Origin of the sequence: Streptomyces poonensis (assembly GCF_014650915.1) — a bacterium.
Taxonomy (GTDB): domain Bacteria; phylum Actinomycetota; class Actinomycetes; order Streptomycetales; family Streptomycetaceae; genus Streptomyces; species Streptomyces poonensis.
On record NZ_BMVW01000003.1, the window covers coordinates 266718 to 291710 of the forward strand.

23 protein-coding genes and 1 pseudogene are annotated in these 24993 nt (G+C 71.7%); 10 read left to right on the forward strand and 14 right to left on the reverse strand.

Annotated elements, in window-relative coordinates; genetic code table 11:
- Positions 1-80: 80 nt before the first annotated feature.
- The 5 genes from IE242_RS11205 to IE242_RS39175 all read left to right on the forward strand — a co-directional run bounded on the left by IE242_RS11205 (position 81) and on the right by IE242_RS39175 (position 5094).
- Positions 81-1271, forward strand: a complete 1191-nt coding sequence (locus IE242_RS11205; protein ID WP_189857962.1) for a cytochrome P450 — start codon at positions 81-83, stop codon at positions 1269-1271.
- A gap of 102 nt (positions 1272-1373) precedes the next feature.
- Positions 1374-3086: a phytoene desaturase family protein gene (locus IE242_RS11210; RefSeq protein ID WP_189858462.1), complete on the forward strand. Its 1713-nt coding sequence runs from the start codon at positions 1374-1376 to the stop codon at positions 3084-3086.
- On the forward strand, positions 3083-4141 hold the full coding sequence (locus IE242_RS11215; RefSeq protein WP_189857964.1) for an MDR family NADP-dependent oxidoreductase: 1059 nt from the start codon (positions 3083-3085) through the stop codon (positions 4139-4141). The genes IE242_RS11210 and IE242_RS11215 overlap by 4 nt, the downstream gene beginning before the upstream one ends.
- A gap of 152 nt (positions 4142-4293) precedes the next feature.
- Complete coding sequence (locus tag IE242_RS11220) at positions 4294-4650, forward strand: cytochrome P450 family protein (RefSeq protein WP_189857966.1); 357 nt, start codon at positions 4294-4296, stop codon at positions 4648-4650.
- Positions 4651-4677: 27 nt separating this feature from the next.
- The gene (locus tag IE242_RS39175; RefSeq protein WP_189857968.1) at positions 4678-5094 is read left to right on the forward strand and encodes a cytochrome P450; all 417 of its coding nucleotides are present in this window, start codon (positions 4678-4680) and stop codon (positions 5092-5094) included.
- Positions 5095-5145: 51 nt separating this feature from the next.
- Here the strand turns inward: IE242_RS39175 and IE242_RS11230 are convergent, their stop codons facing one another.
- From IE242_RS11230 to IE242_RS11240, 3 genes are all read right to left on the reverse strand, one after another.
- The gene (locus IE242_RS11230) at positions 5146-5979 is read right to left on the reverse strand and encodes an alpha/beta fold hydrolase (protein WP_189857970.1); all 834 of its coding nucleotides are present in this window, start codon (positions 5977-5979) and stop codon (positions 5146-5148) included.
- A 163-nt stretch (positions 5980-6142) separates the two neighbouring features.
- Complete coding sequence (locus IE242_RS11235) at positions 6143-7294, reverse strand: serine hydrolase domain-containing protein (protein ID WP_189857972.1); 1152 nt, start codon at positions 7292-7294, stop codon at positions 6143-6145.
- A gap of 275 nt (positions 7295-7569) precedes the next feature.
- Positions 7570-8019: a DUF5707 domain-containing protein gene (locus tag IE242_RS11240; protein ID WP_189858464.1), complete on the reverse strand. Its 450-nt coding sequence runs from the start codon at positions 8017-8019 to the stop codon at positions 7570-7572.
- A 981-nt stretch (positions 8020-9000) separates the two neighbouring features.
- Here IE242_RS11240 and IE242_RS11245 point away from each other — a divergent pair.
- Positions 9001-10218, forward strand: a complete 1218-nt coding sequence (locus IE242_RS11245) for a sensor histidine kinase (RefSeq protein ID WP_189857974.1) — start codon at positions 9001-9003, stop codon at positions 10216-10218.
- A gap of 450 nt (positions 10219-10668) precedes the next feature.
- A complete protein-coding gene (locus tag IE242_RS11250) occupies positions 10669-11310 on the forward strand; it encodes a DrrA family ABC transporter ATP-binding protein (protein ID WP_229858772.1) in 642 nt (213 codons plus the stop codon).
- Positions 11311-12169: 859 nt separating this feature from the next.
- Here the strand turns inward: IE242_RS11250 and IE242_RS11255 are convergent.
- Together IE242_RS11255 and IE242_RS11260 are read right to left on the reverse strand one after the other, a co-directional pair.
- A complete protein-coding gene (locus IE242_RS11255) occupies positions 12170-13297 on the reverse strand; it encodes a hypothetical protein (protein WP_229858773.1) in 1128 nt (375 codons plus the stop codon).
- 168 nt (positions 13298-13465) lie between these two features.
- Positions 13466-14469 (reverse strand): annotated as a pseudogene (locus IE242_RS11260) (AMP-binding protein).
- 222 nt (positions 14470-14691) lie between these two features.
- Here IE242_RS11260 and IE242_RS11265 point away from each other — a divergent pair.
- Together IE242_RS11265 and IE242_RS37655 are read left to right on the forward strand one after the other, a co-directional pair.
- Positions 14692-15342, forward strand: a complete 651-nt coding sequence (locus IE242_RS11265; RefSeq protein WP_189857976.1) for a response regulator — start codon at positions 14692-14694, stop codon at positions 15340-15342.
- 179 nt (positions 15343-15521) lie between these two features.
- Positions 15522-15674, forward strand: a complete 153-nt coding sequence (locus tag IE242_RS37655; protein ID WP_229858777.1) for a hypothetical protein — start codon at positions 15522-15524, stop codon at positions 15672-15674.
- A 270-nt stretch (positions 15675-15944) separates the two neighbouring features.
- On the opposite strand, the gene IE242_RS11270 is transcribed toward IE242_RS37655, so the two are convergent.
- Positions 15945-16379: an ATP-binding protein gene (locus IE242_RS11270; RefSeq protein ID WP_189857978.1), complete on the reverse strand. Its 435-nt coding sequence runs from the start codon at positions 16377-16379 to the stop codon at positions 15945-15947.
- A gap of 436 nt (positions 16380-16815) precedes the next feature.
- Here IE242_RS11270 and hypF point away from each other — a divergent pair, with 436 nt between their 5' ends.
- Positions 16816-19194: a carbamoyltransferase HypF gene (hypF, locus tag IE242_RS11275; RefSeq protein ID WP_229858779.1), complete on the forward strand. Its 2379-nt coding sequence runs from the start codon at positions 16816-16818 to the stop codon at positions 19192-19194.
- Positions 19195-19215: 21 nt separating this feature from the next.
- Here hypF and hypE read toward each other — a convergent pair whose 3' ends face one another.
- The 8 genes from hypE to IE242_RS11315 are packed head-to-tail and all read right to left on the reverse strand — an operon-like array spanning position 19216 to position 24993.
- The gene (hypE, locus tag IE242_RS11280) at positions 19216-20319 is read right to left on the reverse strand and encodes a hydrogenase expression/formation protein HypE (RefSeq protein ID WP_189857982.1); all 1104 of its coding nucleotides are present in this window, start codon (positions 20317-20319) and stop codon (positions 19216-19218) included.
- Complete coding sequence (hypD, locus tag IE242_RS11285) at positions 20316-21443, reverse strand: hydrogenase formation protein HypD (RefSeq protein WP_189857984.1); 1128 nt, start codon at positions 21441-21443, stop codon at positions 20316-20318. Before hypD ends, hypE begins: the two co-directional genes overlap by 4 nt.
- Positions 21443-21715 carry a HypC/HybG/HupF family hydrogenase formation chaperone gene (locus IE242_RS11290; RefSeq protein ID WP_189219882.1) on the reverse strand — a complete coding sequence of 91 codons (273 nt, stop codon included), beginning with the start codon at positions 21713-21715 and terminating at the stop codon, positions 21443-21445. Before IE242_RS11290 ends, hypD begins: the two co-directional genes overlap by 1 nt.
- Positions 21693-21950: a hydrogenase maturation nickel metallochaperone HypA gene (locus IE242_RS11295; protein WP_189857986.1), complete on the reverse strand. Its 258-nt coding sequence runs from the start codon at positions 21948-21950 to the stop codon at positions 21693-21695. The genes IE242_RS11290 and IE242_RS11295 overlap by 23 nt, the downstream gene beginning before the upstream one ends.
- Before the next feature lie 31 nt (positions 21951-21981).
- On the reverse strand, positions 21982-22503 hold the full coding sequence (locus tag IE242_RS11300; protein WP_189858466.1) for a hydrogenase maturation protease: 522 nt from the start codon (positions 22501-22503) through the stop codon (positions 21982-21984).
- Between the two features lie 5 nt (positions 22504-22508).
- Positions 22509-23774, reverse strand: coding sequence for a hypothetical protein (locus tag IE242_RS11305; RefSeq protein ID WP_189857988.1), 1266 nt, complete (start codon positions 23772-23774; stop codon positions 22509-22511).
- Positions 23771-24448, reverse strand: a complete 678-nt coding sequence (locus tag IE242_RS11310; protein WP_229858781.1) for a DUF5947 family protein — start codon at positions 24446-24448, stop codon at positions 23771-23773. The genes IE242_RS11305 and IE242_RS11310 overlap by 4 nt, the downstream gene beginning before the upstream one ends.
- Positions 24445-24993, reverse strand: a complete 549-nt coding sequence (locus IE242_RS11315; protein ID WP_189857990.1) for a NifU family protein — start codon at positions 24991-24993, stop codon at positions 24445-24447. Before IE242_RS11315 ends, IE242_RS11310 begins: the two co-directional genes overlap by 4 nt.

Genomic DNA, 24993 nt, shown 5'->3' on the forward strand with positions numbered 1-24993 from the left:
CACGCACATCCGGCACCCCTGGGACCTCCGGCACATCCGGCTTCCCAGGCGGCACGGTCGTACGAGAGAGGAACCCGCTCATGCTCACGCAGCACCAGCCGCTGCCCTACCCCTTCGAGCCGCGCGGGCTCGACCTCGATCCCCGGTACGCCGAGTTGCGCGAGCAGCCACCGGCCCGGGTCCGGATGCCGTACGGCGACGAGGCCTGGCTCGTCACCCGGTACGAGGACGTCCGTACGGTGCTCGCCGACCCTCGGTTCAGCCTGGCCGCAGCGATGGGCCGGGACCAGCCGCGGATGCGGTCGGTCGCCCGCACCGGCGCCGGCCTGTTCTCCACCGAACCGCCCGAGCACACCCGGCTCCGGTCCCTGATGGCCCGGGGGTTCAGTGCCCGCCGGGTCGAGGCGCTGCGCGTGCGGGCCCGGGAGCTGGCCGACGCGCTGATCGACGACATCGTCGCCGCCGGTCCCCCCTCCGACCTGGTCGAGGAGTTCGCCATCCCGATGCCGACCACCATCATCTGTGAGGTGCTCGGCATCCCGGCCGAGGACCACCGGATGCTCTGGCACTGGGCCGAGACGGTGCTCTCCGCCGTGACCCCCGCCGATGTGCTCGCGACCGAGGGCCGGGCGTTCATCGACTACATGACCGGCGTGCTGGAGCTGCGGGGCCGCGAGCCCGGTGACGACCTGCTCACCACGCTGGTCCGGGCCTGCCGGGAGCAGGGCCTGATCAGCGAGGAGGAGCTGCTCTCGATCGCCTGTGACCTGCTGATCGCCGGGTTCGTCTCCACCACCAACCAGATCGGCAACTTCTTCTACCACCTGCTGGTGACCCCCGGGGAGCTGAACCGGCTGCGGGAGAACCCGGAGCTGATCCCCAGGGCCGTCGAGGAGCTGATGCGGTACGTGCCGCTGCTCACCGGCTTCAGCCTGCCCCGGTACGCGACCGCCGACGTCGAGCTCGGCGGGGTCACCGTCCGGGCCGGCGAGGCGGTGATGATCGCGACCGCCGCCGCAAACCGCGACCCGCGGGTCTTCGCCGACCCGGAGCGCCTCGACCTGGACCGGCCGGGCAACCCGCACATCGGTTTCGGCCACGGCGTGCACTACTGCATCGGCGCCCATCTGGCCCGGCTGGAGCTCCAGGTGGCCATCGAGCGGGTCTCGGCCAGGCTGCCCGGACTGCGGCCGGCCGTCCCCGAGCACGAACTGCGCTGGAAGGAGGACGCGATGGTGAACGGCCTGCAGGCGCTTCCGATCACCTGGTGAGCGCCCTTCCGAGCACGGTGGCACAGGCAGCGTACGGACGAGGAGGGCGGGGAAGTGGGAAGGACGACGAGGAAAACGGGTACGGACCGCCGACGCGAGACGATGATCATCATCGGTGGCGGCCTCGGTGGCCTCTCCACCGGGTGCTACGCCCGGATGAACGGCTACCGGACCCGGATCTTCGAGATGCACGAGATCCCCGGCGGCTCGTGCACCGGCTGGGACCGCAGCGACTTCACCTTCGACTGGTGCGTCAGCTGGCTGCTCGGCAACGGGCCGGGCAACGAGATGTACCGGATCTGGCTCGAACTGGGCGCGCTCCAGGGCAAGGAGATGCGGCACTTCGACGTGTTCAACATCGTGCGCGGCCGGGACGGCCGGGCGGTGTACTTCTACTCCGACCCGGACCGTCTGGAGGCCCACCTGCTGGACCTCTCCCCGGCCGACGCGGCGCCGATCCGGGAGTTCTGCGCGGGCGTCCGCACCTTCCGCAAGGCGCTGGCCGTCTACCCGTTCCTCAAACCGGTCGGGCTGATGGGCCGGCTCGAGCGCTGGCGGATGATGGCCTCGTTCGTCCCGTACTTCGCCACCGTCCGCCGCTCGATGGCGGTGCTGATGACGGAGTACGCACAGCGCTTCAGCGATCCGCTGCTGCGCGAGGCGTTCACCTTCATCCTGTACGAGAAGCACCCGGCCTTCCCGGTGCTGCCGTTCCACTTCCAGCTGGCCTCGCACGCCAACCGGTCGGCCGGGGTGCCGGAGGGCGGCTCGCTCGGGCTGGCCCGCTCGATCGAGCGGCGCTACCTGGGGCTCGGCGGAGAGATCACCTACAACGCCAAGGTCGAGGAGATCCTGGTCGAGCGGGACCACGCGGTGGGTGTGCGGCTCAGCGACGGGCGGGAGTTCCGCGCCGACATGGTGGTCTCGGCTGCCGACGGCCACACGACGGTGATGAAGCTGCTGGGGGGCCGGTACCTCAACGACACCTACCGGAGGCTCTACACCTCGCTGATCGACCAGCCCGGTCAGCTGTCGCCCGGCTACGTCGCGCTCTTCCTGGGACTGCGCAAACCCTTCCCGGAGGGCGACCCGTGCACCACCTACCTGCTGACGGAGCACCAGGCGGCCGCGCTGACCGGGATGCGCTGCCCGTCGATGAACGTGCACTTCCGCACCCGGCACTACCCGGAGCACGCACCGCCCGGGTCCGCCGTGGTGTTCGCGACGTACTTCTCGGACATCGCCCCCTGGCGGGCGCTGCACGAGGGTCCGGAGCAGCGCTCCCGGGTACGGCGCGGCGAGGAGCTGCACACCCTCCCGGTCAGGCACGGCCGGGAGTACATCGCGGCCAAGCGGCGGGTGCGCGACGGCATCGTCTCCTTCCTGGACGAGCGCTTCCCCGGCCTCAAGGACGCGGTGGCCGTCGCCGATGTCTCGACCCCGCTCACCCAGGTCCGCTACACCGGCGTCCGCAACGGCGCCTTCCCCGGCTGGAACCCGTTCGTGGAGGGCGCGGAGACGATGGAGAAGGAGATCAACCGGAGCGGCCCGATGCTGCCCGGGCTGTCGGACTTCTACCTCTCCGGGGTCTGGGCGACCATCGGCGGCCTGATCCGGGCGGCCGCCGCCGGGCGGCACGTCGTGCAGTTCGTCTGCCGGGACGACGGCCGCGAGTTCACCGCCGAGGTCGACCGCAGCGCACCGCCGCCGACGCACCTGGTCATCCCGGTCGGCCGGCCACCGCAGCGGTCCCGCCCGGCCGGGGACACCGCCCCCGGCGCCGTGGAGAGCACGGGGACAGGAGCCCTGACATGAGGATCGAGAAGTGGGTCGTCCGGGAGCACCTGGCCGGTGTGCCCGACGTCGAGCGGATCTACCAGAAGGTCACCGAGGACGTCGACATCCGGCTCCGGCCGGACGAGATGCTGTTCCGGACCCGGTACGTCTCGGTCGACCCGTACCAGAACGGGCTGGCTCTGGAGACGCCGATCGGTCACCACATGGGCGCGGACTCGATCATGGAGGTGGTCGAAGCCGGCCCGGAGGCGGCGTTCCGGGTCGGCGACCTGGTGCAGGGGTTCGGCGGCTGGCGCAGCCACGTGGTGCACAACGGCGCCGAAGAACTCTGGCGGACCGGTGCCTTCCCGATGGTCTTCCCGGCCTACCGGCGGCTCGATGCGGCTTGGTACGACGAGCGGCTGCCGCTGTCCACCGCGCTCGGCATCATGGGCGCGCCCGGGATGACCGCCTGGGGCACGCTCACCCGGTTCATGACCGTCCGGCCCGGCGACACCGTGGTGATCAGCGGCGCCTCCGGTGCGGTCGGCACCCTGGTCGGCCAGCTGGCCAAGCGGGCGGGCGCGGGCAGGCTGGTCGGCACCACCGCCTCGCCGGGCAAGGCCGGCCACCTGAGGGAGCTGGGCTTCGACGAGGTGGTGCTCTACGACCGGTCCGACGACGCGGAGTCGGCCCGTCAGGCCCTGCTGGCGGCCGCCCCCGACGGGGTCGACCGGTACTTCGACAATCTGGGCGGCACCCTCACCGACGCGCTGTTCACCATGCTCAACGTGGACAGCCAGGTGGCCGTCTGCTGGCAGTGGGCGACCACGGTGAACGGCGAGCTGACCGGGCCCCGGCTGCTGCCGTACATCATGTTCCCGCGCACCACCATCCGCGGGATCTTCGCCCAGGAGTGGTTCACCGAGCCGCTGCTCTCGCGGATGCACCAGGAGCTGGGCGGGCTGGTCCGCAAGGGGGAGATCCGCTACCACCAGACCGTGTACAAGGGGTTCGACGGGATCCCCGCGGCCTACCGGAGCCTCTACCTGGGCCGGGAGGGGAACCGGGGCAAGGTGCTGGTCGAGGTCTGACCCGGCGTCACCGCACGGGCGAGGAGCGCGGCCGCCGGCCAGGCCGGTACCCGGCACGGCTCGTCGACGCCACACGTGACAGCCTTTCAGGGCACCGGCGCGCACGCCGACACTCCGGCCCCCGCCGCCACCCGGAGAGCAACAGCCGCCTGGTGCGCTCTTCCGACCACCCCCGCTACGCGGAACTGCGCGATCGACCACTCGCCCGGGTGCGGATGCCGTACGGCGACGAGGCCTGGCCGGCCACCCGCCACGCCGACGTGAGGACCGTACTGTCGGACCCTCGCGTCAGCCGCGCCGCATCCGTGGGCCGGAACTGTCCGAGGATGGAGCCGGAGACCGGTGATCACGGCAGGCTCATCGAGCTGGACCCGCCCGAGCACACGAGGCTGCGCTCCGTGCCGGCCATGGACTTCACCGCGCGCCGGATCGAGCGACTGCGGGCCCGGGCACGGCAGATCGCCGATGGGGGTACTCGACCGGTTGGTGGAGTCGGAACCGTCGCCTGACGGATCGCGGTCTCCCTCCACCACCTGGTGATCCGCCCCCGGCAGCTGGCACGGCTGCGTGAGCGGCCGGACCTGGTTCACGGCGCCGCGACGGAGCTGCTGCGCTACGTCCAGCTCGTCGGCTTCGCGGTCGCTCGCTCCGCTGTCGAGGACATCGAACTGGGCGGGGTCCTGGTCCGTGCCGGTGAGCCCGTGGTGACCGCGCCGGCAGCCGCTGACAGGGACGCGGCGGCCTTCCCCGATGCCGATGATCTCGTCCTTGACCGGCGACGAGCCGCACGAGGTGTTCCTCGTCCACACCGTCCATGGCGGCTGCCGTCCTCTGTCTTGACACGCTGTGCCGCCCACTGCGGAAGGCCGTGGTACGTCCCTCTCCCACGGCTTCCTCGGCTTCCTCGGGTCTGCGGCGGGGACGACGGCACCCCGCCACCGCGGGAACGGTGACGGGGTGCGTGTGGGTGCATCGTCCGGCGAGCGGGGCCTCGCCGTGGTCGGTCACTTGGCCAGGAAGGCGAGCAGGGCGTCGGTGACCTCCTGGGCGTGGGTCCACAGCAGGCCGTGCGGGGCTCCGTCGACGACGACGTACTCCGCCTGCGGCAACGCCTGATGGAAGAGGTCGCCGGTGGACTGGATGGGCAGGATGCGGTCGGCGGTGCCGTGCAGGATCAGCGCCGGTACGTCGATCTTGGCGATGTCGGCGCGGAAGTCGGTGGTCCAGGTCGCCACGCAAGCCAGGGAGGCGTACCAGGAGGCACCGGCGGCGACGTTCCAGCTGTTGCGGACGGCCTCCTCGCTGATGCGGGTGCCGAGGTTCTCGTCGAGGTTGTAGAAGTCCTGGTAGAACGAGGTGAAGTAGGCGTAGCGGTCGGCGGTGACGGCCTGCTCGATGTCCTCGAAGACGGCGCCGTCGACACCCCCGGGGTTGTCGTCTGTCTTGAGCAGGTACGGCTCGAGGGAGGCGAGGAAGGCGGCCTTGGCGATGCGGGCGGAGCCGTAGGTGCCCAGGTAGCGGCCGACCTCGCCGGTGCCCATCGAGAAGCCGACGAGGACGGCGTCGTTCAGGTCCAGGGTTTCCAGGACGGCGTTGAGGTCGGCGGCGAAGGTGTCGTAGTCGTAGCCGGTGGTGGGCTGGGAGGAACGGCCGAAGCCGCGCCGGTCGTACGTGATGACGCGGTAGCCGGCCTCCAGCAGGGCGGCGGCCTGCTTCTCCCAGGAGTGGCCGTCGAGCGGGTAGCCGTGGATCAGCACGACCGGCTGCCCGGTGCCGTGGTCCTCGTAGTACAGCTCGATGTCGGTGGTGTTCTCCCGGCCGACGGTGATGAACGGCATGGTGGTCGCTGCCTTCCGGTGTGTGCTGCGTGAATGGGTAAGTCAGTGAGTCGATGAGTCGATGAGTGCGGTGTGTTGGTGGCCGCGGAGCGAGCACATGAGTGTCGTCTCTCCCTGTCCGCCGCTCCGGTACGGACAAGCCCGCGGGCAGGGCGGCCGGGCTTCAGTCGGCGGTGGTGCCGAGACTTTCGTAGACGTGCCGGATGTAGCTGTGGGTGCGTTCCGAGCCGAGGATCCCGTCACCCAGCCGGTTCATCGTGTAGGCGAACGTGATGCGCCGGTCGAGGTCCATCATGACGACGGAGCCGCCTCGGCCGACCCAGAAGCAGATCGTTCCGGTGGGCATGTGCGGCATCGTCCTCGGGTCGGCGAGCGCGTAGCCGATGCCCCAGCGCACGGGAACGCCCAGGAACAGGTCGACCCCGTCGGCCTGCACGTCGAAGATCGCGTCCACGGTGTCCGGGGAGAGGAGCCGGTGGCCGTTCCCCGTGCCGCGTCGTGAGATCACCGACAGGGCCCGGGCCAGGCCGCGTGCGTTGCCGTGTCCGTTGACGGCCCCCAGTTCGGCGCGGCGCCATTGCGGGGTGTCGACGTGCTCGTCCCGGGCGGGGCTTCCGAGCAACGTCCTGGTGAAGACGGCATCGGGGGCGGGATCGGCCAGTACTCCGGGCAGCTGTGCGGGCGGCACCAGCGGGGCGATGCGCGGCCAGTCGGCCTCCCGCGCGCCGATCTGGACATCGGCGCCCAGCGGTCCGGCGATCTCGGTGTCGACGAACTCGGTCAGGGTACGGCCACTGACCCGCCGGACGAGTTCTCCCACCAGCTGTCCCTGGGTCTGCATGTGGTAGCCCGCGGCGGTTCCCGGTTCCCACCAGGGCGCCTGTCCGGCCAGTCGGGCGCTCGCCGTCGGCCAGTGGCAGAGGTCCTCCATGGTGAAGGGCTGCTGCCAGCCCGGGAGCCCTGCGGTGTGTGACAGGACGTGCCGCACTTCGATGTCCTGCTTGCCCTGGGCGGCGAATGCGGGCCAGTACTCCGCGACCGGACGATGCAGCTCCAGTTCTCCCCGGTCGACAAGGACGAGGGCCGCGAGACTGCTGAGGGTCTTGGTGGTCGACCAGAGGCTGACCAGCGTGTCCCGGCTCCACGGAACGGTTCGCGCGGTGTCGGCGTGTCCGCCCCATATGTCGACTTCCATGACTCCGTCGACGTCGACTGCGATCGATGCGCCCAGTTCGTCGCCGGACTCGATGTGTGCTGCCAGCGCTGCTCGGACCGGTTCGAACCGGGCCGTGCTCGTTCCTTCGATGGTGACCATGACGTGCTCCGCTCCGGCCGTGTCCAGTGCCGGCCGGCCTTCTCGATGGGCGCGCGCTGTGATCACGGCGCGCGGGGGTGCGTTGGTGGCGGCTGCCGGGGCGGGCGCGTGAGGGCACGCGGGACGCCGCGACTCCCAGGACGGCGGACGGCTGAAGGGTGCTGCTGTGCGGACGTGCCGATGCCGTCCCCCGAGCCGGACCTCGGTTCCGGGCGGGGAGCCGGCTCGCGTACCGTGGCCGGGCGCCTCGCCGGGCGCCCGGCCACGGTGGCGGGTCAGCGCGTGACGTCGAAGGTGGCGGCGCGGGACACGAACGTCGTGTCCCCGTCCTTGGCCGTCACCAGGGCCGAGACGTACCAGGTGCCCCGGTCCAGCCCGGCCGCCTCCTCTGCCGTGACCTTCAGCGTGTAGGTGCAGCGGGACGTCTCGGCCGTGGTGCTCCGGCAGGTGGCGCTGTCCGCGTGCCGGAGCTCCGCCGCGGTCGGATCGAGCTTCGAACTCGCGGGCCACACCAGGGCCTTCAGACCCCGGATGCCCGAGTCGTCGCTCACGTCCGCGGTGAAGGTGAACGTACCCGTGCTGCCGCCGGACGGAGCGACATAACGGGCCGAGCCGTTCTCCAGGGCGGGTTCCGTGGCGGTCGAAGCCATGGCGAAACTGCCGGCGGCCACTCCGCCGAGGACCGCAGCGCCGATGAGCGACGGGACGAGAACGCGCTTGGACATGGACATGGGACATCCCCCTGAGTGCTCGTGTGAAGGCAGGTGCCGTGCACCTGCGGACGGAAGCGGGAAGCGACACGCGGGACGGAACCGAAAGACCCGCTGGTGGAACCGGCGGCCGGTCGTTTCCTCGATGTGATCGAGCCTATGGCCGGGGCAGTGCGCGGTCCTCGGACTGCCGGATGATCGCCGTGTTGAACCTGGGTTAGAGAACGCTGCCGAGCCGTCCGCCTTCCGGCCGCACCGTCGCGTCTGCGTCCCAGGTAAGAGAGCCGGATCAGCCCACAGCCGAAAGACGGGCCGCCTGCCCGTCGCCATAGCCTTGACCCGCCATGCACCGAACCGATGACCGATTCCTACCGGTCCTGCTGATCTGCGCCCAGGCCGCGGTGTGGCCCGGGGCGGCGGTGGTGCGTGGGGCCGTCCCGCCCGCGTCCGCCTGCTCGTGGCGGCTTCACGCGCCGGTCGCCGGGCACCACCGCCAACACGTACCGCCTGGAGCGGCGGCCCCTCGCGACGCGCACGACGATGCACTTGGCGGCCTGGGCCAGCGGGTGCCGACGCAGCCGGCTGGCCCGCTCGGTGTGCCCCTCCGGGGGGTGGTCGATCAGGCGGAAGCCGGCCTCTGTCCGCTCTGCAACTGCTCGGACTCGTCCCGGCCGGTCCACCGGCAGTTTGATGTCATTCGCCAGGTGGTTCCGTCCCATGTGCGCGCCGGCCGGCGCGTCCGCCCTTCAGCGCGCTGACAGGAGAAGACACCGTGCCGCGCACCGGCCCGGAAGCGGCGGGCCCGGTGGACCGGCCGAACGGCGGGTGGAACCGATGATGGGGCAGCCGTCCACGGACTCGCGCGCGGCACGGCGACAGAACGGTCCGGATCGGTGGCGTCGACCCACGGCACGCCACCGCGGCTCCGGCTCCGCTCGGGCCCGCATGTCGCCCGAACAGAGGTCCAGTTGATGATCCGTCACTAGGATCGGCGCGATGGCCACGCAATCCGGGAATCACGTTCGCGGCCGCCTCCTGCGGCCGGTCTGTGCGGTACTCGCGACCGCGGCGGTGGCGGGCGGCCTGCTCGCGGGCCCCGTGGCGGGCTGGCGCGCGGTCGTCCCCATGACGATCGCGGTGCTCGGGGCGCTGGCCGTGACCGGCTGGCGCGACCGGGTGCCGATCGTGCCGACGGCCGTGGTGGTGGCGGCCGCTTCCGCGCTGGGCACGGTGCTCGGCGACCCTCCGGTGCAACGGCAGTCGACGGGCCTCGTGACGCTGCTGGAGATCGGGGCCACGGTACTGCTGGTCTGCCTGGTCGCCCGGTACGCCGCCGCCCGGGCCGCCGCCGTGCTGTGCGGTGTGCTGGGCGTCCTGGCGTCTGTTGTGATCCTGCGTCTCCAGGTACCGCCGACGCTGCTGGAGACCGCCGCACAGAGCGCGTTCTTCGCCCTGGGAGCCGTCGCCGCGGGCGCCGTCGGCGGCTATCTGCGCGCACTGGAGGGGCGCCGGCTGCGCTCGGTGCAGGAGGCGCGCCGTCATCAACGCCTCCAGCTCGCCCGGGACCTGCATGACTTCGTCGCCCACGATGTGTCCGCCATCGTGGTGCTGGCACAGGCCGCCCAGGTGGTCGGCGGTGACCACCCGGAGAAGGTGCTGCCGCTCCTGAGCCAGATCGAGTCCGCCGGTCTGCAGGCCCTCGGTTCGATGGACCGTACCGTTCAGATGCTCGACGACGACGCCGGTACCGCGGTCCCGGCGGCCGGCGAGGGCAAGACGCGGGCGTACGGGCTGCCGGACATCGCCGACGTCGTCGACCGGTTCCGGGACGCCGGCCGGGCCGAGGTGCGTCTGGACCTGGACCTGACGCCGGACCACGTCGAGCGGGTGCCGCGCGAAGTGGCCAGCACCGCGCACCGGGTCGTGGTCGAGGCGCTGACGAACATCCGCCGCCACGCCGCGGCCACGCCGCTGGTGTCGGTGTCGGTGCGGCCCGGCCCCACAGCCCCGGATCCGGTGCTTACCGTGTCGGTGACCAACAGCCCCCCGTCGATCACCGAGACCGGCGGTCTGCTCGGTGACGGGGGACGGCGCGGCGGGGGTACGGGGCTCGCCGGGCTCGCCGAGCGGGCCGGTGCGCTGGGCGGCAGCCTGGAGTACGGCGGTCACGGCGACGGCGGCTGGCGGGTCACCGCCGTTCTGCCCCTGGGCTGACTCCGCCACCGGCCCGCGGCGGCCGGTCTCCCCGACCCGCTTTTTCTCCCCGTCTTCCCTTCGTGCCCGGTGCGCTTCGCGGACCGCGGTCTCCGCGCATTCCGCAATTCCATTTCAACGATTCTGATCCGACGATTCTGATCCGCACTCCAGGAATTGCCGCGGCGCGGTTCCCGTACATCTGTAGGTGACGGCCCATGGGTGGGGCCCCTTTCGGTCATCTCTGAAAACGCCCGAAGACCGGCAGCGGACTTCCGGGATCGAGCGAAGGGCATTCCATGGGCACCCCGATGATCGAACTGACCGACGTGTCGAAGGCGTTCGGCTCCACCAAGGCGCTCGACGGGATCGGCCTCACCATGCCGCACGGCACGGTGCTCGGGCGCGGAGGAGCTTCTGAAGCTGTTCTCCCTCACGGACGCCGCCCATCGCGCCGCGAAGAACGGCGGCATGCGCAGGCGCCTGGACCTGGCGGCGAGCCCGGTCGGGGACCCCGACGTGATTTTCCTGGACGAGCCCACCAAGGGGCTCGACCCCTCCGCCCGCCGGGCCCTGTGGGACGTCGTCCAGCGCCTGGTCCGGCAGGGCACCACCGTGCTGCTGACCACCCAGTACCTCGAGGAGGCCGACGTCCTCGCCGACTCGGTCACGGTGCTGTCGGCCGGCCGGGTCGTGGCGTCGGGCACCGCCGACGAGCTCAAGAGCCGGATCGGGCACCGCTCGGTGTCGGTCACCGTACGCGGCGCCGACGACCGGGAGCGGGCGGTGGCGGCGCTGCGCCGAGCCGGTCTCGCGCCCGCGCACGAGGACGACGGTCTGGTGCTGACGATGCCCGTCCAGGACTCCACCGCGGTGGCCCATGTCGTCCGGGCCACCGACGAGGCGGGCGTGGACCTCGCCGGGCTCACGCTCTCCGAGCCCTCCTTGTATAGCGTGTACATGGCACTGAACCATTCCGACGACGCTAGGCAGGGATGCCCGGACACCGCCCAGCGGCTCCGGCGCAGGGCGGCCGCCGGGCCGGTCCACGACGCCGCCGCCCGCTCGCCACGCCCGCAGCGCACACAGCTGCCGCCGGTACGCCGCTGGTAGGCCAGCGTGGCGGCGATCCACAGCAGCCCGCCGACGAAGACGACGATCAGGTTGATGCGGTGCCAGTACAGGATGTCGCCGAAGTCCTGCGGGCCGGGGACCCCGGCGAAGACGAACACCGGCAGCACCGGCGAGAACACCAGCAGTCCGAGCAGCGAGTAGTCGGGGATCAGGAAGGTGAGCAGGCCGTCGGCCGTCCAGCCGAACACCAGCAGCGCCCGGCGGGTGCGGCCGGCGCCCCGTTCGCGCACCATCAGCGTCCCGACGACCGCGCCCACCGCGCCGAACGCTGCCATCACGGGGGCGACGACCGCGGCACTGCTCGGCTCGAGGATCGACGAGGCCGAGCGGTCCTCCACGGCCCTGGCGAAGGGGTACCCCTCCCCGCCCAGGGCCCAGTACAGGCCCGCGAGGCCGTACAGGACGGACCACACCACGACCAGGCGGCCCGACCAGTCCGGCCACCGGTGCCACCAGCGGCGACGGGGCGCGGAAGGCGTGGAGGTCCTCCACGCCTCCAGGCTGTCCGGTTCTTCGACGGCTGTGTCGGCCATGACGGTTGTCCTTCTCTCACCGCTCCCCGCTCCCTGCCGGGGCGGTTCCTCTCGACGTGGGAACAAGGCTGCCGCCGGGGCCCCGTCGGCACATCCGCCGTTCAGCAGATATCGGGGAATTCCGCCGGCGCACAGGCATGGAGACACGAAAGGGCGGCTCCGGGCGCGGCGGGGGAACACGGGCTCGGAGCCGCCGGTCTCGGGAATCAGCGGGTACGGAAGGGAAAGGAACGAAGGGCGGAATCGGGAGTGCGGTCGTTCCTCACTGCGGGTTCATCTCATTGAATCCGGCGCGCTGCGGGCTCTCAAGCGCTCATCGACGAATTCGATGCGCGTCGCGGCTCCGGCTCCGCCGCGGTACCGCCCGCACCCCGCCCACAGCGTTTACAGGCGCCGCGCCGCCGGAAGTAGTAGGCGAGCGTGGCCGCCGCGAGGGCCACGCCCCACACCGGCCAGATGGTCTCGGGGACGGTGGCCCCCCAGTTCTCCGCCGGGTTGTCGAAGGCACCCTGGAAGTGCAGCCGGATGTACATGATCCCGGCGGTGGTGACCATGACGGCGACCAGGGAGGCGGGCACGATCGCCAGGGCCGGCGGCACCCGCCTCCCCCGCAGTCCGGGGATCCAGCGCGGGAACACCTCGCCCCAGCGCTGCACCAGGCCCAGGGTGAGCAGGGAGCCGAGGGCGCCCATCGTGGCGAGGGCGGCGCCGAACAGCCACAGGTTGTCCTCCTTGCCCTCCTCCCACATCTCGTCGGAGAGCCCGAGCGGATAGCCCACGGCCCAGGCCCACCGCGTGCTGGCGTACACGAGGGGCACGGCGACCGCGGTGTAGGCGGCACGCCTCCCCCAGCGGGCGGCGGACCGCGGCGACGTCCAGCCGGCCCCCGAGTCGTTCCGCCCGCAGGCGACACAGGCTCCGGTGGTGCGCCGCTGGTAGGTGACCGCGGACATCGCCATGAGGCCGACGGCGACGACCGCGAACACCTGGTTGATCACCGTCCAGTTGATGGCGCTGAACTTCAGCATGAAGACGTAGGCCAGATTGCCGAGGATACGGAAGTCCGCGATCGCCCCGAGGACTCCGGCGACGGACAGCCCCGTCGCCCCGAGCAGGACCGGAGTCGGGACGCGGTGCCGGCCCGGCAGCGCCAGCAGCACGGCCACCACGGCGCTCAGCAGGAATCCCGCCGCCAGCCAGGGCGCGAGCTGGGCCCGCCCGATGTGCTCGAAGGCCGAATACTCCGGGTTGGCGTCGTCGGCACCGAACGGGAAGCCCGAACCGCCCAGGGCCCAGTACACCTGGGCCAGCCCGTACGCCGTCAGCACGGCCACGGCCGCCCAGCCGATCAGGCCCGTCCGCTCGTGCCGCCGGTGCGCCCGGTCCTCGGCGCGGACCGCTTGCAGTAAGGGCGCGTTCTCCACCCGTGTCATGGCGCCTGCCTCTCCTTCGGTCGTTGCGTGTTCAGCATGGCCCGCGGCGGTCCGCCGCCACATCTGCCGATCGGCAGATCCCCGCGGTGCCTCTCAGGTGGCGCCGGCAGGGCGCGGGTTCGGCTCCGGTGGTGCGCGAGGAGCCGGGCCCGGTGGTGCGGGGTGGTGTCAGCGCCCGCCGAGCCGGTCGTTCAGGACCCGGCCGATCTCGGCGACGGGACCGGCCTGAAGCAGCTGCCGGTGCTCGCAGTCGACCGGGACCGTGTAGTCCGGCAGCCGTCGCGCCATCTGCTCGCGCAGGCCCGCGGTGTCCGTGCCGGGCACCGGCACGACGTACGCCACCAGCTGCTTGCTCCCGGGCCGGTCCTCGCGGACCGTCACCAGGCTGCGGGAGATCTGCGGCTGGTCCTGCGGGACGGTCCCGATCTCACCGAGCTCGATGCGCAGGCCGCGGATCCTCACCTGGTGGTCGGCACGCCCGACGAACTCGATCCGTCCCTCGGCGTCCCAGCGCACCACGTCACCGGTGCGGTACATCCGCCGGCCGGACGGTCCGAACGGGTCGGCGACGAAGCGTTCGGCGGTCATGGCCGGGCGGTCCACGTAGCCGCGGGCCGTACCGGCGCCGGACAGGTACAGCTCGCCCGCCACACCGACCGGGACGGGCCGCAGCCGGTCGTCCAGGACATGGGCCCGCACGTTGTCCATCGGCCGGCCGATCGGGACGCCGCGCGCGATGCGGTACGGGGCCCGCAGCGGCAGGCAGGTGGCGAACACCGTGGTCTCGGTCGGGCCGTACACATGCACCACCGCGGTGTCGGGGCAGGCGTCCAGGACGCGCTGGAAGGCGGCCGGGGACACCTGCTCACCGCCGGTCCAGATCTCGCGGAGCGGGGCGAAGCAGGCCGGGTCCTCCTCGGCGAGCAGGTTGAACAGCGCCGTGGTCATGAAGGCCGCGGTCGGCCGCTCCCGCCCGGCGAGCCTGTGCAGCGCGGCCGCGTCAGGCTGCCCAAGCAGCGCCACGATCAGCTGTCCGCCCCCCAGCAGGGTCCCCAGATCTCGTACGTCGAGGCGTCGAAGGCGTGCGGCGAGTGCATCAGCACCGGCTCGTGGCCGTCTCGCCAGCGGGTGTCGGCGGCCAGCGCGACCACGTTGGCGTGGGTGATCCCGATGCCCTTGGGCTGCCCGGTCGAACCGGAGGTTGGTGTGAGCCATGCTCAATCACCGCTCCAAAGGTGGGAGAAACGCGTCAGGAATGGGCAGGCAGCGCGCGACGGCGCTCGGCCACGGCCGTTGCGATCCTGTCAGTGGCCGGATCCGGGACCCAGTCCGCAGAGGATCTTCGAATACGGTGCGGTGGCTGGCCGGTGCACCGTGCAACTACGGTGCTGCCCGTGACCATTCGCATTCTTCTCGCCGACGACCAGGAGTCGGTGCGCATCGGATTCCGCCTGATCCTGGACTCACAGCCGGACATGGAGGTCGTCGGGGAGGCCGAGGACGGACGGCAGGCCGTGGAGCTGGCCGAGCAGCTGAAGCCGGATGTGGTGCTCGCCGACATCCGTATGCCGCGCATGGACGGTCTGGAGGTGACCCGGCTGCTGGCCGGGCCCGAGGCCGCTCACCCGGTACGCGTGGTGGTGGTGACGACGTTCGGCCTGGACGAGTACGTGCACACCGCGCTGCACAACGGCGCCTGCGGGTTCCTGCTGAAGCGGTCCGGGCCCACGCTCCTGGTGGAGGCCGTGCGCGCCGCGATGGCCGGTGACACCCTCATCAGCCCCTCGCTGACGGTGAGCCTGCTGCAGCATGTGCAGGGCGCGCGACGGCCCAGGGCCGCGCAGCCGCTGGAGGCGCTGACGGAGCGGGAGACGGAGATCGCCCGGCTGGTCGCCAAGGGGCTGACGAACGCGGAGATCGGCGCGGAGCTGTTCATCTCGGCCGGTACGGCCAAGACGCACATCGCCAACGTCCAGCGGAAGCTGGACGTCCGTAACCGGGTGGGTATCGCCGCCTGGGTGTGGGGCAACGGCCTGGCCGAATGACACCGGCATGGCCCGGCCGGCTCCGGCCCCCGCTGCCGGAGCCGGAGCCGGCCGGGTCATGCCGGCGTGCAGACGTCTTTCATACTGTCGATCAGTGCGAGTACCGCCCGCGCCGAGGGCAGCACCATGCGGCCCTCCCGGATGAGTCTCGCGCCGGTCGAGTCCAGCTCACCGGTGAAGTGCTGCTGGCGCTGTATGACGGCAAGGCGTACGACGACGTCCTCGAGCAGGTCACCGCCCCCGTCGCGGCGCCGGATCCCGTGGAACCCGAGGACTTCCAGGCCGCCGTCGAACGTCCCCGCAGTGCCACATCATCACTTCACCCCTGCTGACCTGAGGCAACACGCCGACCCGGCGGGATCAGGACCGTGCTGACACGCATGATCTACCTGTTCACGACGCGGATCTTCGCGTGGCTGGCCCTGTTGTGCAGATCGAGGCGCCTCCGAGCGGACCGTCAGGTGACACCTGTACGGGAGCCACCTGCCGTTCGTCGCCAGGCCGCGGCGAGCAGTCACCGGGCGTTTCGATCCCTGCCCAGCGCTGTGCGGTGTTCCTCGCCGGAGCGGGGTGGTTGAGCGAGAAGGGGAGGCGAGGAGTGGTTACTCGTCGGGCGGCAGGGCGGGCCAGGGGAAAGTGACCCGCACGGTCTTGCCGCCTTCCTCGGTGGGGACGACGGACACGGAGCCGGCGAACTCCGCGGTCAGCGTGCGGACGATGAGCATGCCGCGGCCGTTGTCCTGCTGTACGGCGGCGGGGAGCCGCTGCGGCCAGCGCGGATGGCTGTCGGTCACGCCGATGTGCAGCTCTCTGTCCTCGTCGAGCCGCAGGTGCACGGTGAAGGTGGGCGACCGGCCACAGGTGTGCTGCACGGCGTTGGAGGCGAGTTCGGAGACGATCAGCTGCACGCCGTGGATGGTCTCGGCGTCGTCCGGCAGGCCCCACTCGGACAGCACGTCCGCGACATACGTACGCGCTCCGCGGACCGACGCGGAGTCGCTCGGGAGGCTGAGGGAGGCGTGGCGGTGATCTACCATCACAACGGCGTTCCATTCCCTGAGGGATGCAAACCGGAGACATCGAGCGGAGCCCCGATGAGCTGAGTGCAGTGTGTCAGCGCTGCCGGTCAATGCGGATGCGATGTACCGAAGTTGCTGGCCTGTGCCCTGTGGGAGGCGAAATCTGGCGGTGCGGACCGGAACTGACCGATCCGGGCCAATGTGCTGCGCGCTTCTGTCATGGCAGTGCATCGGTGCCCGTGTGCTTGTGCGACGCCGGCCGGCCTCTGCCCGGGGCTTCGGCTTCACCACGAAGGTACTGGCCGTTCCTGAGCGCAGGCGTTGGAGGCCGCTTCGGTCGGCATACGGTACGCACCGTCCGCCAAGGATCGGTGGTGTTGCAGTACTGGTGATACTTCTCGAGAAATGCGCACATGGCCCGTGCGACGGCTGACCGCGTACCACGATGGGCGGCATGGACAGCGAGCGCTCACGGGTCAGATTCCGTGTCGAAGGCATCGTGCAAGGGGTCGGGTTCCGGCCCTTCGTCCATGCGGCCGCCGGTCGGTACGCGCTCTCCGGTCTGGTCGCCAACGACGACGCCGGAGTCCTCATCGAGGTGGAGGGTGCCGCGGATGCCGTGCGGCGGTTCCGGCGGACGCTGGAGGAGGAGGCTCCGCCGCTGGCCGTGATCGAGCGCGTCAGCGCGGAGCCCGTGCCCGTGGAGGGGCTTCCCTACGCCGGATTCACCATTGCCGCCAGTCGCGGCACCGTCGACGGCGACCCTGCGTGCGGTACCGGTGGTGAGGGGGTGGCGGGCGGGCGCGGGGCCCTGGTCTGCCCGGACATCGCCACCTGTGCCGACTGCACGCGTGAGCTCTTCGCACCGGCCGACCGTCGCTTTCGGTACCCCTTCATCAACTGCACCAACTGCGGACCGCGCTTCACGGTCGTCCGGGGCACGCCCTACGACCGGATCCGGACGACGATGGCGGAGTTCACGATGTGCCCCGCCTGCGCGGACGAATACCACGATCCGTCCGACCGGCGTTTCCACGCGCAGCCGCTGTGCTGTCCGGCCTGTGGCCCGGCTCTTCGGCTCGTCGACTCCTCCGGCGCCGCGCTCCACGGGGACCCGCTGGCGGGGGCCGCCGATCTGCTGCGTGCCGGCCGGATCCTCGCCGTCAAGGGACTCGGCGGATACCACCTCGCGGTGGACGCCGGGAACGAGACGGCCGTCCGCGCGCTGCGCTCCCGCAAGCACCGCGCCGGCAAGCCCTTCGCGGTCATGGTGCCCGACCTGCCCGCGGCGGAGCGCCTGTGCGAGGTCGACCCGGCCGGCCGGGAGCTGCTCACGGGCGTACGCCGTCCCATCGTGCTGCTGCCCCGCCGGGAGGAAGCCGGGGAAGCTCCTCTCGCGGCGGCGGTGGCCCCGGGCCGCCGCGATCTCGGGCTGTTGCTCCCGTACACCCCACTGCACCGGCTGCTGTCCGCCGAGCTGACCGGACCGTACGTCCTGACCAGTGGGAACGTGAGCGACGAGCCCCTCGCTTTCCGCGATGACGATGCCTTCGCGCGCCTCACCGGGGTCGCCGACGCGTTCCTCACCCATGACCGGCCGATCCATGCGCGTACCGACGACTCCGTCGTCCGCGTGCGCGGGGGCCGGACCATCCCCGTGCGCCGTGCGCGCGGCTATGCGCCTGAGCCGCTGTCCCTCACCGAACCCGCGCCGCGCCCGGTCCTGGGCTGCGGAGCGGAGCTGAAGAACACCTTCTGCCTCGCCGGGGACCGCACCGCCGTGCTGTCCCCGCATCTGGGGGATCTGGAGAACCATGAGACGTTGCGGTCGTTCGTCGAGGGTGTCGCCCACTTCCGGCGGCTCTTCGGCATCGAGCCCGCGCTGATCGCCCACGATCCGCATCCGGAGTACCTGTCCTCGAAGTACGCGTACGACCTCGCCGAGGAGACCGGTGCGGAGTTGGTCGGCGTACAGCACCATCACGCGCACATCGCCTCCTGCCTGGTCGACAACGGGATGCGCGGACCGGTCGTCGGCGTGGCCTTCGACGGGCTGGGGTACGGCACCGACGGCACGCTGTGGGGCGGTGAGTTCCTGGTCGCCGATCTGTGCGGCTTCCGCCGCGCGGCCCACTTCGTTCCCGTTCCGCTGCCCGGGGGGACGGCCGCGATCAGGGAGCCGTGGCGGATGGCCGTCGCGTACCTGGACGCGTGCGGGGAGGAGTACGGCGGACGCGAGGACGGTCTGCCCGTACGCCGCCGGCACGGTGACCGCTGGGAGAAGGTGCGGGCGGTGGCCCGGTCCGGGGTGAACTCGCCCCTCACCTCCAGTGTGGGCCGGCTGTTCGACGCGGTCGCCGCGATCCTGGGGATCCGCGACACCGTGGACCACGAGGGGCAGGCGGCGGCCGAGCTGGAGCAGTGCGCCGACCCGTCGGTGCGGGACGCCTACTCCGTACGGATCGACGGCGGCCGGATCGACGGCGATCGGATCGACGGCGCCGATCTGGTCCGTTCGGTGGTCGACGACCTGCGCGCGGGAACTGCTGCGGGAACCATCGCCGCCCGATTCCACAACAGCCTCGCCCATGTCATCGTCGAGGTCAGTCGCCGGCTGGGCGAGACCACCGGTATCACCGTCGTCGCCCTCTCCGGTGGGGTCTTCCAGAACGCGCTGCTCGTCGACCGCACCGTTCCGGCGCTCCGACGGCACGGCTTCGAGGTGCTCACACACCGCCGGGTGCCGCCGAACGACGGCGGCATCAGCCTGGGCCAGGTCGCGGTCGCCGCCGCGCTCGACGCCGCGGGCGCCCTCGGGCCGGCGTCTTCCTGACCACCATCCCCGGGCCGGTCCTCAGCAGATACGCGGCAGCGGGTCGCCGATGAGCACATCGACGATGCGGGTACCGCCGAACCCGGTCCTGCACAGCACCAGCGGGGCCGGTTCTGCGCCCACATGGCCGATGACCGCGGCCTGTTCGCCGAGCGGGTGCGCGCGCAACGCGCCCAGTGCCGCCTCGGCGTCGGCGGCGTCCACTACGGCGACCATCCTGCCCTCGCAGGCGATGTAGAGCGGATCGATGCCGAGCAGCTCCGCGGCCCCCCGTACCTCGGGCCGGACCGGTACGGCGGCCTCGTCGAGAACGACCGCGACCTCGGAGGCGCGCGCGATCTCGTTGAGCACCGTGGCCACGCCGCCGCGGGTGGCGTCGCGCAGGCACCGTACACCGCCGCCGCAGGCGTCGAGCAGCGCCGCCACCAGGCCCGCCAACGGCGCTGTGTCCGACGTGAGTTCGCTTGCGATGTCCAGGTCGCCCCGGGCCAGCAGGACGGTGGTGCCGTGTTCGCCGATCGGCCCGGAGACCAGGACGGCGTCACCGGGCCGTGCCAGCCCGACACCGAGCGCGAACCCGTGTTCCACCACGCCCACTCCGGCGGTGGTGATGTAGCAGCCGTCGGCCTTGCCGCGCTCCACGACCTTGGTGTCGCCCGTGACGATGTCGACCTCCGCCGCGGCGGCCGCCTCGGCCATGGAGGCGGCGATGCGGGTCAGGTCCGCGACCGGGAACCCCTCTTCGAGGATGAAGCCGGCCGAGAGGTGGAGCGGGCGCGCCCCGGCCATGGCCAGGTCGTTCACCGTCCCGTTCACGGCGAGGTCACCGATGTCGCCACCGGGGAAGAAGAGCGGGGAGACCACGTAGGAGTCGGTGGTGAAGGCCAGTTGAGCCGTTCCCACCGTGAGCACCGCCTGGTCCTCCAGACGTGCCAGCACCGGGTTGTGGAAGGCCGTGAGGAAGACGGCCTCGATCAGCGTCTGCGTGGCCTTGCCGCCCGCGCCGTGCGCGAGCGTGATGCGCTCGTCGCGCATCCGGGGCTTGCGACGGTGTGCCCGTTCGATGCGCCGCAGCACCTCTTCCTCGCCGGGTGCGGGCCGCGGCGCCTTGCGTCCCGTGGTCATGACCGGATCGCCTCCCGCACCCCGGCCCGGTCGAACCGGCCGAAGTTGTAGTACGCCGCGCACGCTCCCTCGGAGGAGACCATGCAGGTGCCGATCGGTGTCTCGGGAGTGCACGCGGTACCGAAGACCTTGCACTGCCACGGCTTGAGCACGCCCTTGAGCACCTCGCCGCACTGACACGACTTCGGGTCGGCGACCCGGACCCCCGGGAGGTCGAAGAGCCGCTCCGCGTCGTACGCGGCGTACGCCTCCCTCAGCCGCAGCGCGGAATGGGAGATGAAGCCGAGGCCGCGCCACTCGAAGTGCGGGCGCACCTCCATCACCTGGCTCAGGACCCGCAGCGCCTTGCCGTTGCCGTCCCAGGGCACGACCCTGCCGTACTGGTTCTCCACGGCCACGCGGTTCTCCGCGAGCTGGGTCAGGAGCAGATGGATCGACTGAAGGATGTCCAGGGGCTCGAACCCGGCGACGACCAGCGGTCGGCCGTACTCGGCCGCGATGAACTCGTACGGCCGGCAGCCGATGACCGTGGACACGTGGCCGGGGCCGATGAACCCGTCCAGACGCAGATCGGGCGAGTCGAGGATCGCCTTGATCGCCGGGATGATCGTGACGTGGTTGCAGAAGACCGAGAAGTTGTCGAGTCCTTCGTCCGCGGCACGCAGCACGGTCATCGCGGTCGAGGGCGTGGTGGTCTCGAAGCCGATGGCCATGAAGACCACCCGCCGTCCGGGATTCCGCCGGGCGATCTTCAGCGCGTCGAGCGGCGAGTAGACCATGCGGATGTCCGCGCCCGCGGCCTTGGCGTCGAGGAACGAGGCGCTGCCCCCGGGGACCCGCATCATGTCCCCGAACGAGGTCATGATGACGTCCGGCTGCCCGGCGATGTGAAGGGCGTCGTCGACCCGGCCCATCGGGATCACGCAGACGGGACAGCCCGGCCCGTGCACGAGGCGGACGTTGTCCGGGAGATGGTCCTCGATGCCGTGCTTGTAGATGGTGTGCGTGTGCCCGCCGCACACCTCCATGAAGGTGTACGTGCGGCCCGGATCGCACAGTTCGGCGATTCTGGCGGCGAGGGCGCGGGCCTTGCCGGCGTCCCGGTACTCGTCGACATAGCGCATCAGCCGTCTCCCGACTCCTTCAGTGCGTCGATCTCGTCGTCGTAGGCGGCGCCCATCTGCTCGAGGAACTCCATGGCGGCCCGCGCCTCCGCTTCGTCGATCTTGGACAGGGCGAACCCGACATGGATGAGGATCCAGTCGCCGGGCGCGACGCCCTCCTCTTCGAGCAGCGCGATATTGATGGCCCGGCGCACGCCGCTCACCTCGACCTGGGCCAGGTCCGGCTGGTCGGTGAGGAGTTCGACGACCTCACCCGGGATGCCGAGGCACATCCGCCGCTCCCTGGTCTGCCGCTCCCTGGTCCGCTGCCTGCCGCGTGAGCGTGATGGACTGGAGGGTGAACTCGTCGCCGGGCACCGTGACGAGCTCGATGCCGGCGCCGTCGGCGACGCTGCCCCGCGCCACCAGCTCGAAGGACTGGGTCAGGGCCCCTTCGACCACCGCGTGCAGGCTTCCGATCCGTACCGTGACCCCGGTGACCCGGCGTCCCCGCGCCCGGCGTTCCACCGCCCGGAGGATCTCTTCGCACAACCCGACCTCATGCACGGTGCCCCGTTCCCTTCTCCGTCGCCTCTGTCACCTTCGTCACCTCTGTCACCCGCTCGTCCAGCAGTTGCCGTACGAGCCGCACGGCCTCCTCCACCGCTCCGGAAGCGGCGGCGCTGAGCCCCATCCCCTCGCCCAGCTCCGCGGGTTCGCAGCCCACGACGAGCACCCACGGCAGGCGCACGCCCAGCCGGTCCAGGAGCGCGAGCACTGCCTCGGGCCCCATGTCGTGCGCGTCCATGGGCGCCGCGGCCACCGCCGCGGTCTCCCGTGTGCCGTCGGGCCGTTCGGGATCCAGGACGCACACCGTGCCCGGAGGTCCTCCGCACCGCATCGCGTCGACGAGGATCAGGCCGTCATAGCCGGCCATCAGTTCGTACGCGAGGTGCACGCCGCGGATGCCGTAGTCCGCCACCCGCGTCCCCCGCGGCAGCGGCACCCCGGCCAGCCGCCGGGCGACCTCCACGCCGAAGCCGTCGTCCCGGCGGAGGACGTTGCCCACGCCCGCGACCATCACCCTCACAGCAGCTCCACCTCGTCGGGCGCGAAGTACCAGTGACGGCCGACGGATTCATGCAGGTCCGCGGCCGGGTCGTCGTCCAGGGTCACGGCCAGGTGCGTTCCGCCGTCGACGTCCTCGAGGACCGCTGCCACCCGTGCGGTGCGGTCGCACAGGAACATGTCCTGCGCGTCGGCGCGTCGCCCGCCGGGGCGCAGCCGTACCCGGGCACCCGGACCGGCCCAGCCGCCGGGCACCCGCACGGCATCGCCCGGCGGGCGTACGGGGCGACCGGTGGCGGGACTCCCACTCTCTGTGTCGGTCCCTGTGTCGGTCTCCGCGTCGGCTTCCGGGCGGCGCGGACCGCGCAGCACGCCGTGCAACCGCTCCAGCACGGCGGGCGTGACCGCCTCGGCGTGCTCGATGATCGCCGCGGCTCGCTCATCGGTCCTCCTGGCCTCGTCCTTCTCCGCGTCGGTGAGGGTCATCGTGCGCAGCGTCAGCAGTTCGTCGATCTCCGTCCCGTCGTGCAGATCGACGGGGCTCTCCGGAGCGATCCGCGGACGGTCGCCCAGGATGATCGGTGCGGACAGCAGTGTGCTGTCGTCGATCAGCACCGGCCAGGCGTGCTGGTTGTCGCATCCGGTGGCCGCGGCCGCGGCCCACGCCGGCGGATCGGTCAGGGAGAGGACGCGTCCCTGGACGGCCGCGAGGAGCGCGTGCGTGCCGACGAGGGAGCGGCACAGCATCTCCGGCCGTGGCGTCACGGGGCCGACGGTGCGGTTCTCCACGCGGATCCGTACCTTGAGCAGGTCGTACGGGCCCGGCAGGCGGTCGGCACGCATCCGCAGGACGCCGGACAGCTGCCACCGACGGCGCCCCTCCTCATCCCCTCCGGGAACCTCGAAGGGAACGGTCACGGTGACGCCGGGCACGAGGGACGCACCCGCGTCGATCTCCCGCACCACGCCCTCGTCCCAGGGCCGTTCCTCCGGTGCGCGTGCGTACCGCCGCTGGATCTGCAGGAACCTGACCCGCACGACGACGTCCGGCGCGGCGCTCCGCGACACGAGCAGGCACTCGGTCTGCGCGTGGGAGGTCTCCGACGGGTCCGCGCCCGGCGGGGCCAGCACCCCGAACTGCCAGCGCAGCCGGTTCTTGGGCGCGGACGCCCGGTAGGGGTACAGGACGTATCCCTCGAAGAGGACGGCGTCCGCCACGGCGCGGGCCCGCTCGAACCCCGTCGGCGGCCGGACGGGCGAGGCGCCACCACTGTCACCGGTCATCGGTCTCCTTCTCCGTGGAGTTCCGTGGAGGGAGGCCTGCCCCGCTCGCGCAGGCTCGCGAAGAACGCGTCCAGCTCGCTGTGGACCCGGGCGCCACCGCCGAACCCCGCCCAGTGCAGCCGCAGCTTCCCCACGAGCCGGTAGCAGGCGTCGACGGGGACCAGCGCGCAGTCCACACCGGTCCCCCGGCGTCGCAGGAGCAGCGCCTCGACGTCGTCGGCCGGTGCGACGACGTCCGGTCCGGCCCCCAGGATCCGTCGCCAGGTGACGTCCGCCAGCGGCATCTCGGTGGCCCCGGCGGGACTGGGGAAGAACGCCACCAGACGGTCCAGACGGGAGTTGCGCAGGAGGAAGCAGATACCGACCGGGATCTGCAGTTCCTCCCACTGTGCGGTGGTGAGAGGTAGTCCGGGAGCGAAGTGGTACCGGTCGGGAACGGTGCGGTACCGCCCGCGAGCCGTGCCTGTGCTCTCGCTCCTGTCGCCTCGCCGGGCGAGCAGCAGCCGGCACGCCCGGCAGACGCACAGCAGGCCCCGGTCGTCCAGGTCCACCGCGTGGCCGTGCCCGGCGTCGACGGCGGCGTCACACAGTTCGCAGCGCGCCGTCCGCCCGCTGCGCCCGCTGCCGTCGGCGGGCGGTGCGAGGTACCGGCGCAGACCGCCTCGCGCGGTCACCGCCGCGCCTCCCGGCGGGGCGTCGCGGGATCCTCCCGCGGCGGTCCGGGCAGGATCTGCAGCAGGTCCGGCTCCCGGGGCGGGCGCTGCACCCGGACCGCGGCGATCTCGGGCGCCGCCGTCAGGACAGCGCGCTCGATCACCTCCTCGGCGGCGACGGAGGAGGAGGGGCAGCCGCTTCGCTCTCCGCGCAGCAGGACCCGTACGACATCCCCTTCGTCGCCTGCCTCCACAGCGAGCAGCTCGAGGTCCGCCGCGTGCATCGCCAGTCGGTGCCGTGCCTGGTCGAGGGCCTTCCCGATCCGCTCCGCGGTGGAGCACGGGTGCAGATCGTGGAGGATCAGCAGACTGCCCACGAGGTCGTCGGCGGCCAGCCGTGCCACCGTGTCGGGGGGCAGCATTCCGGTGATCCGGTCGAGACCGGCCCCGTACAGCCGCATCAGCAGCCGTACGAGTTCCTCGGCGCGTTCACCCACCCGCGGCGTCGCGGAGAGCTGTGCGACGAGCTGTGCCACTCGGGCTTCGGTCTCCCGCAGTGCGTCCAT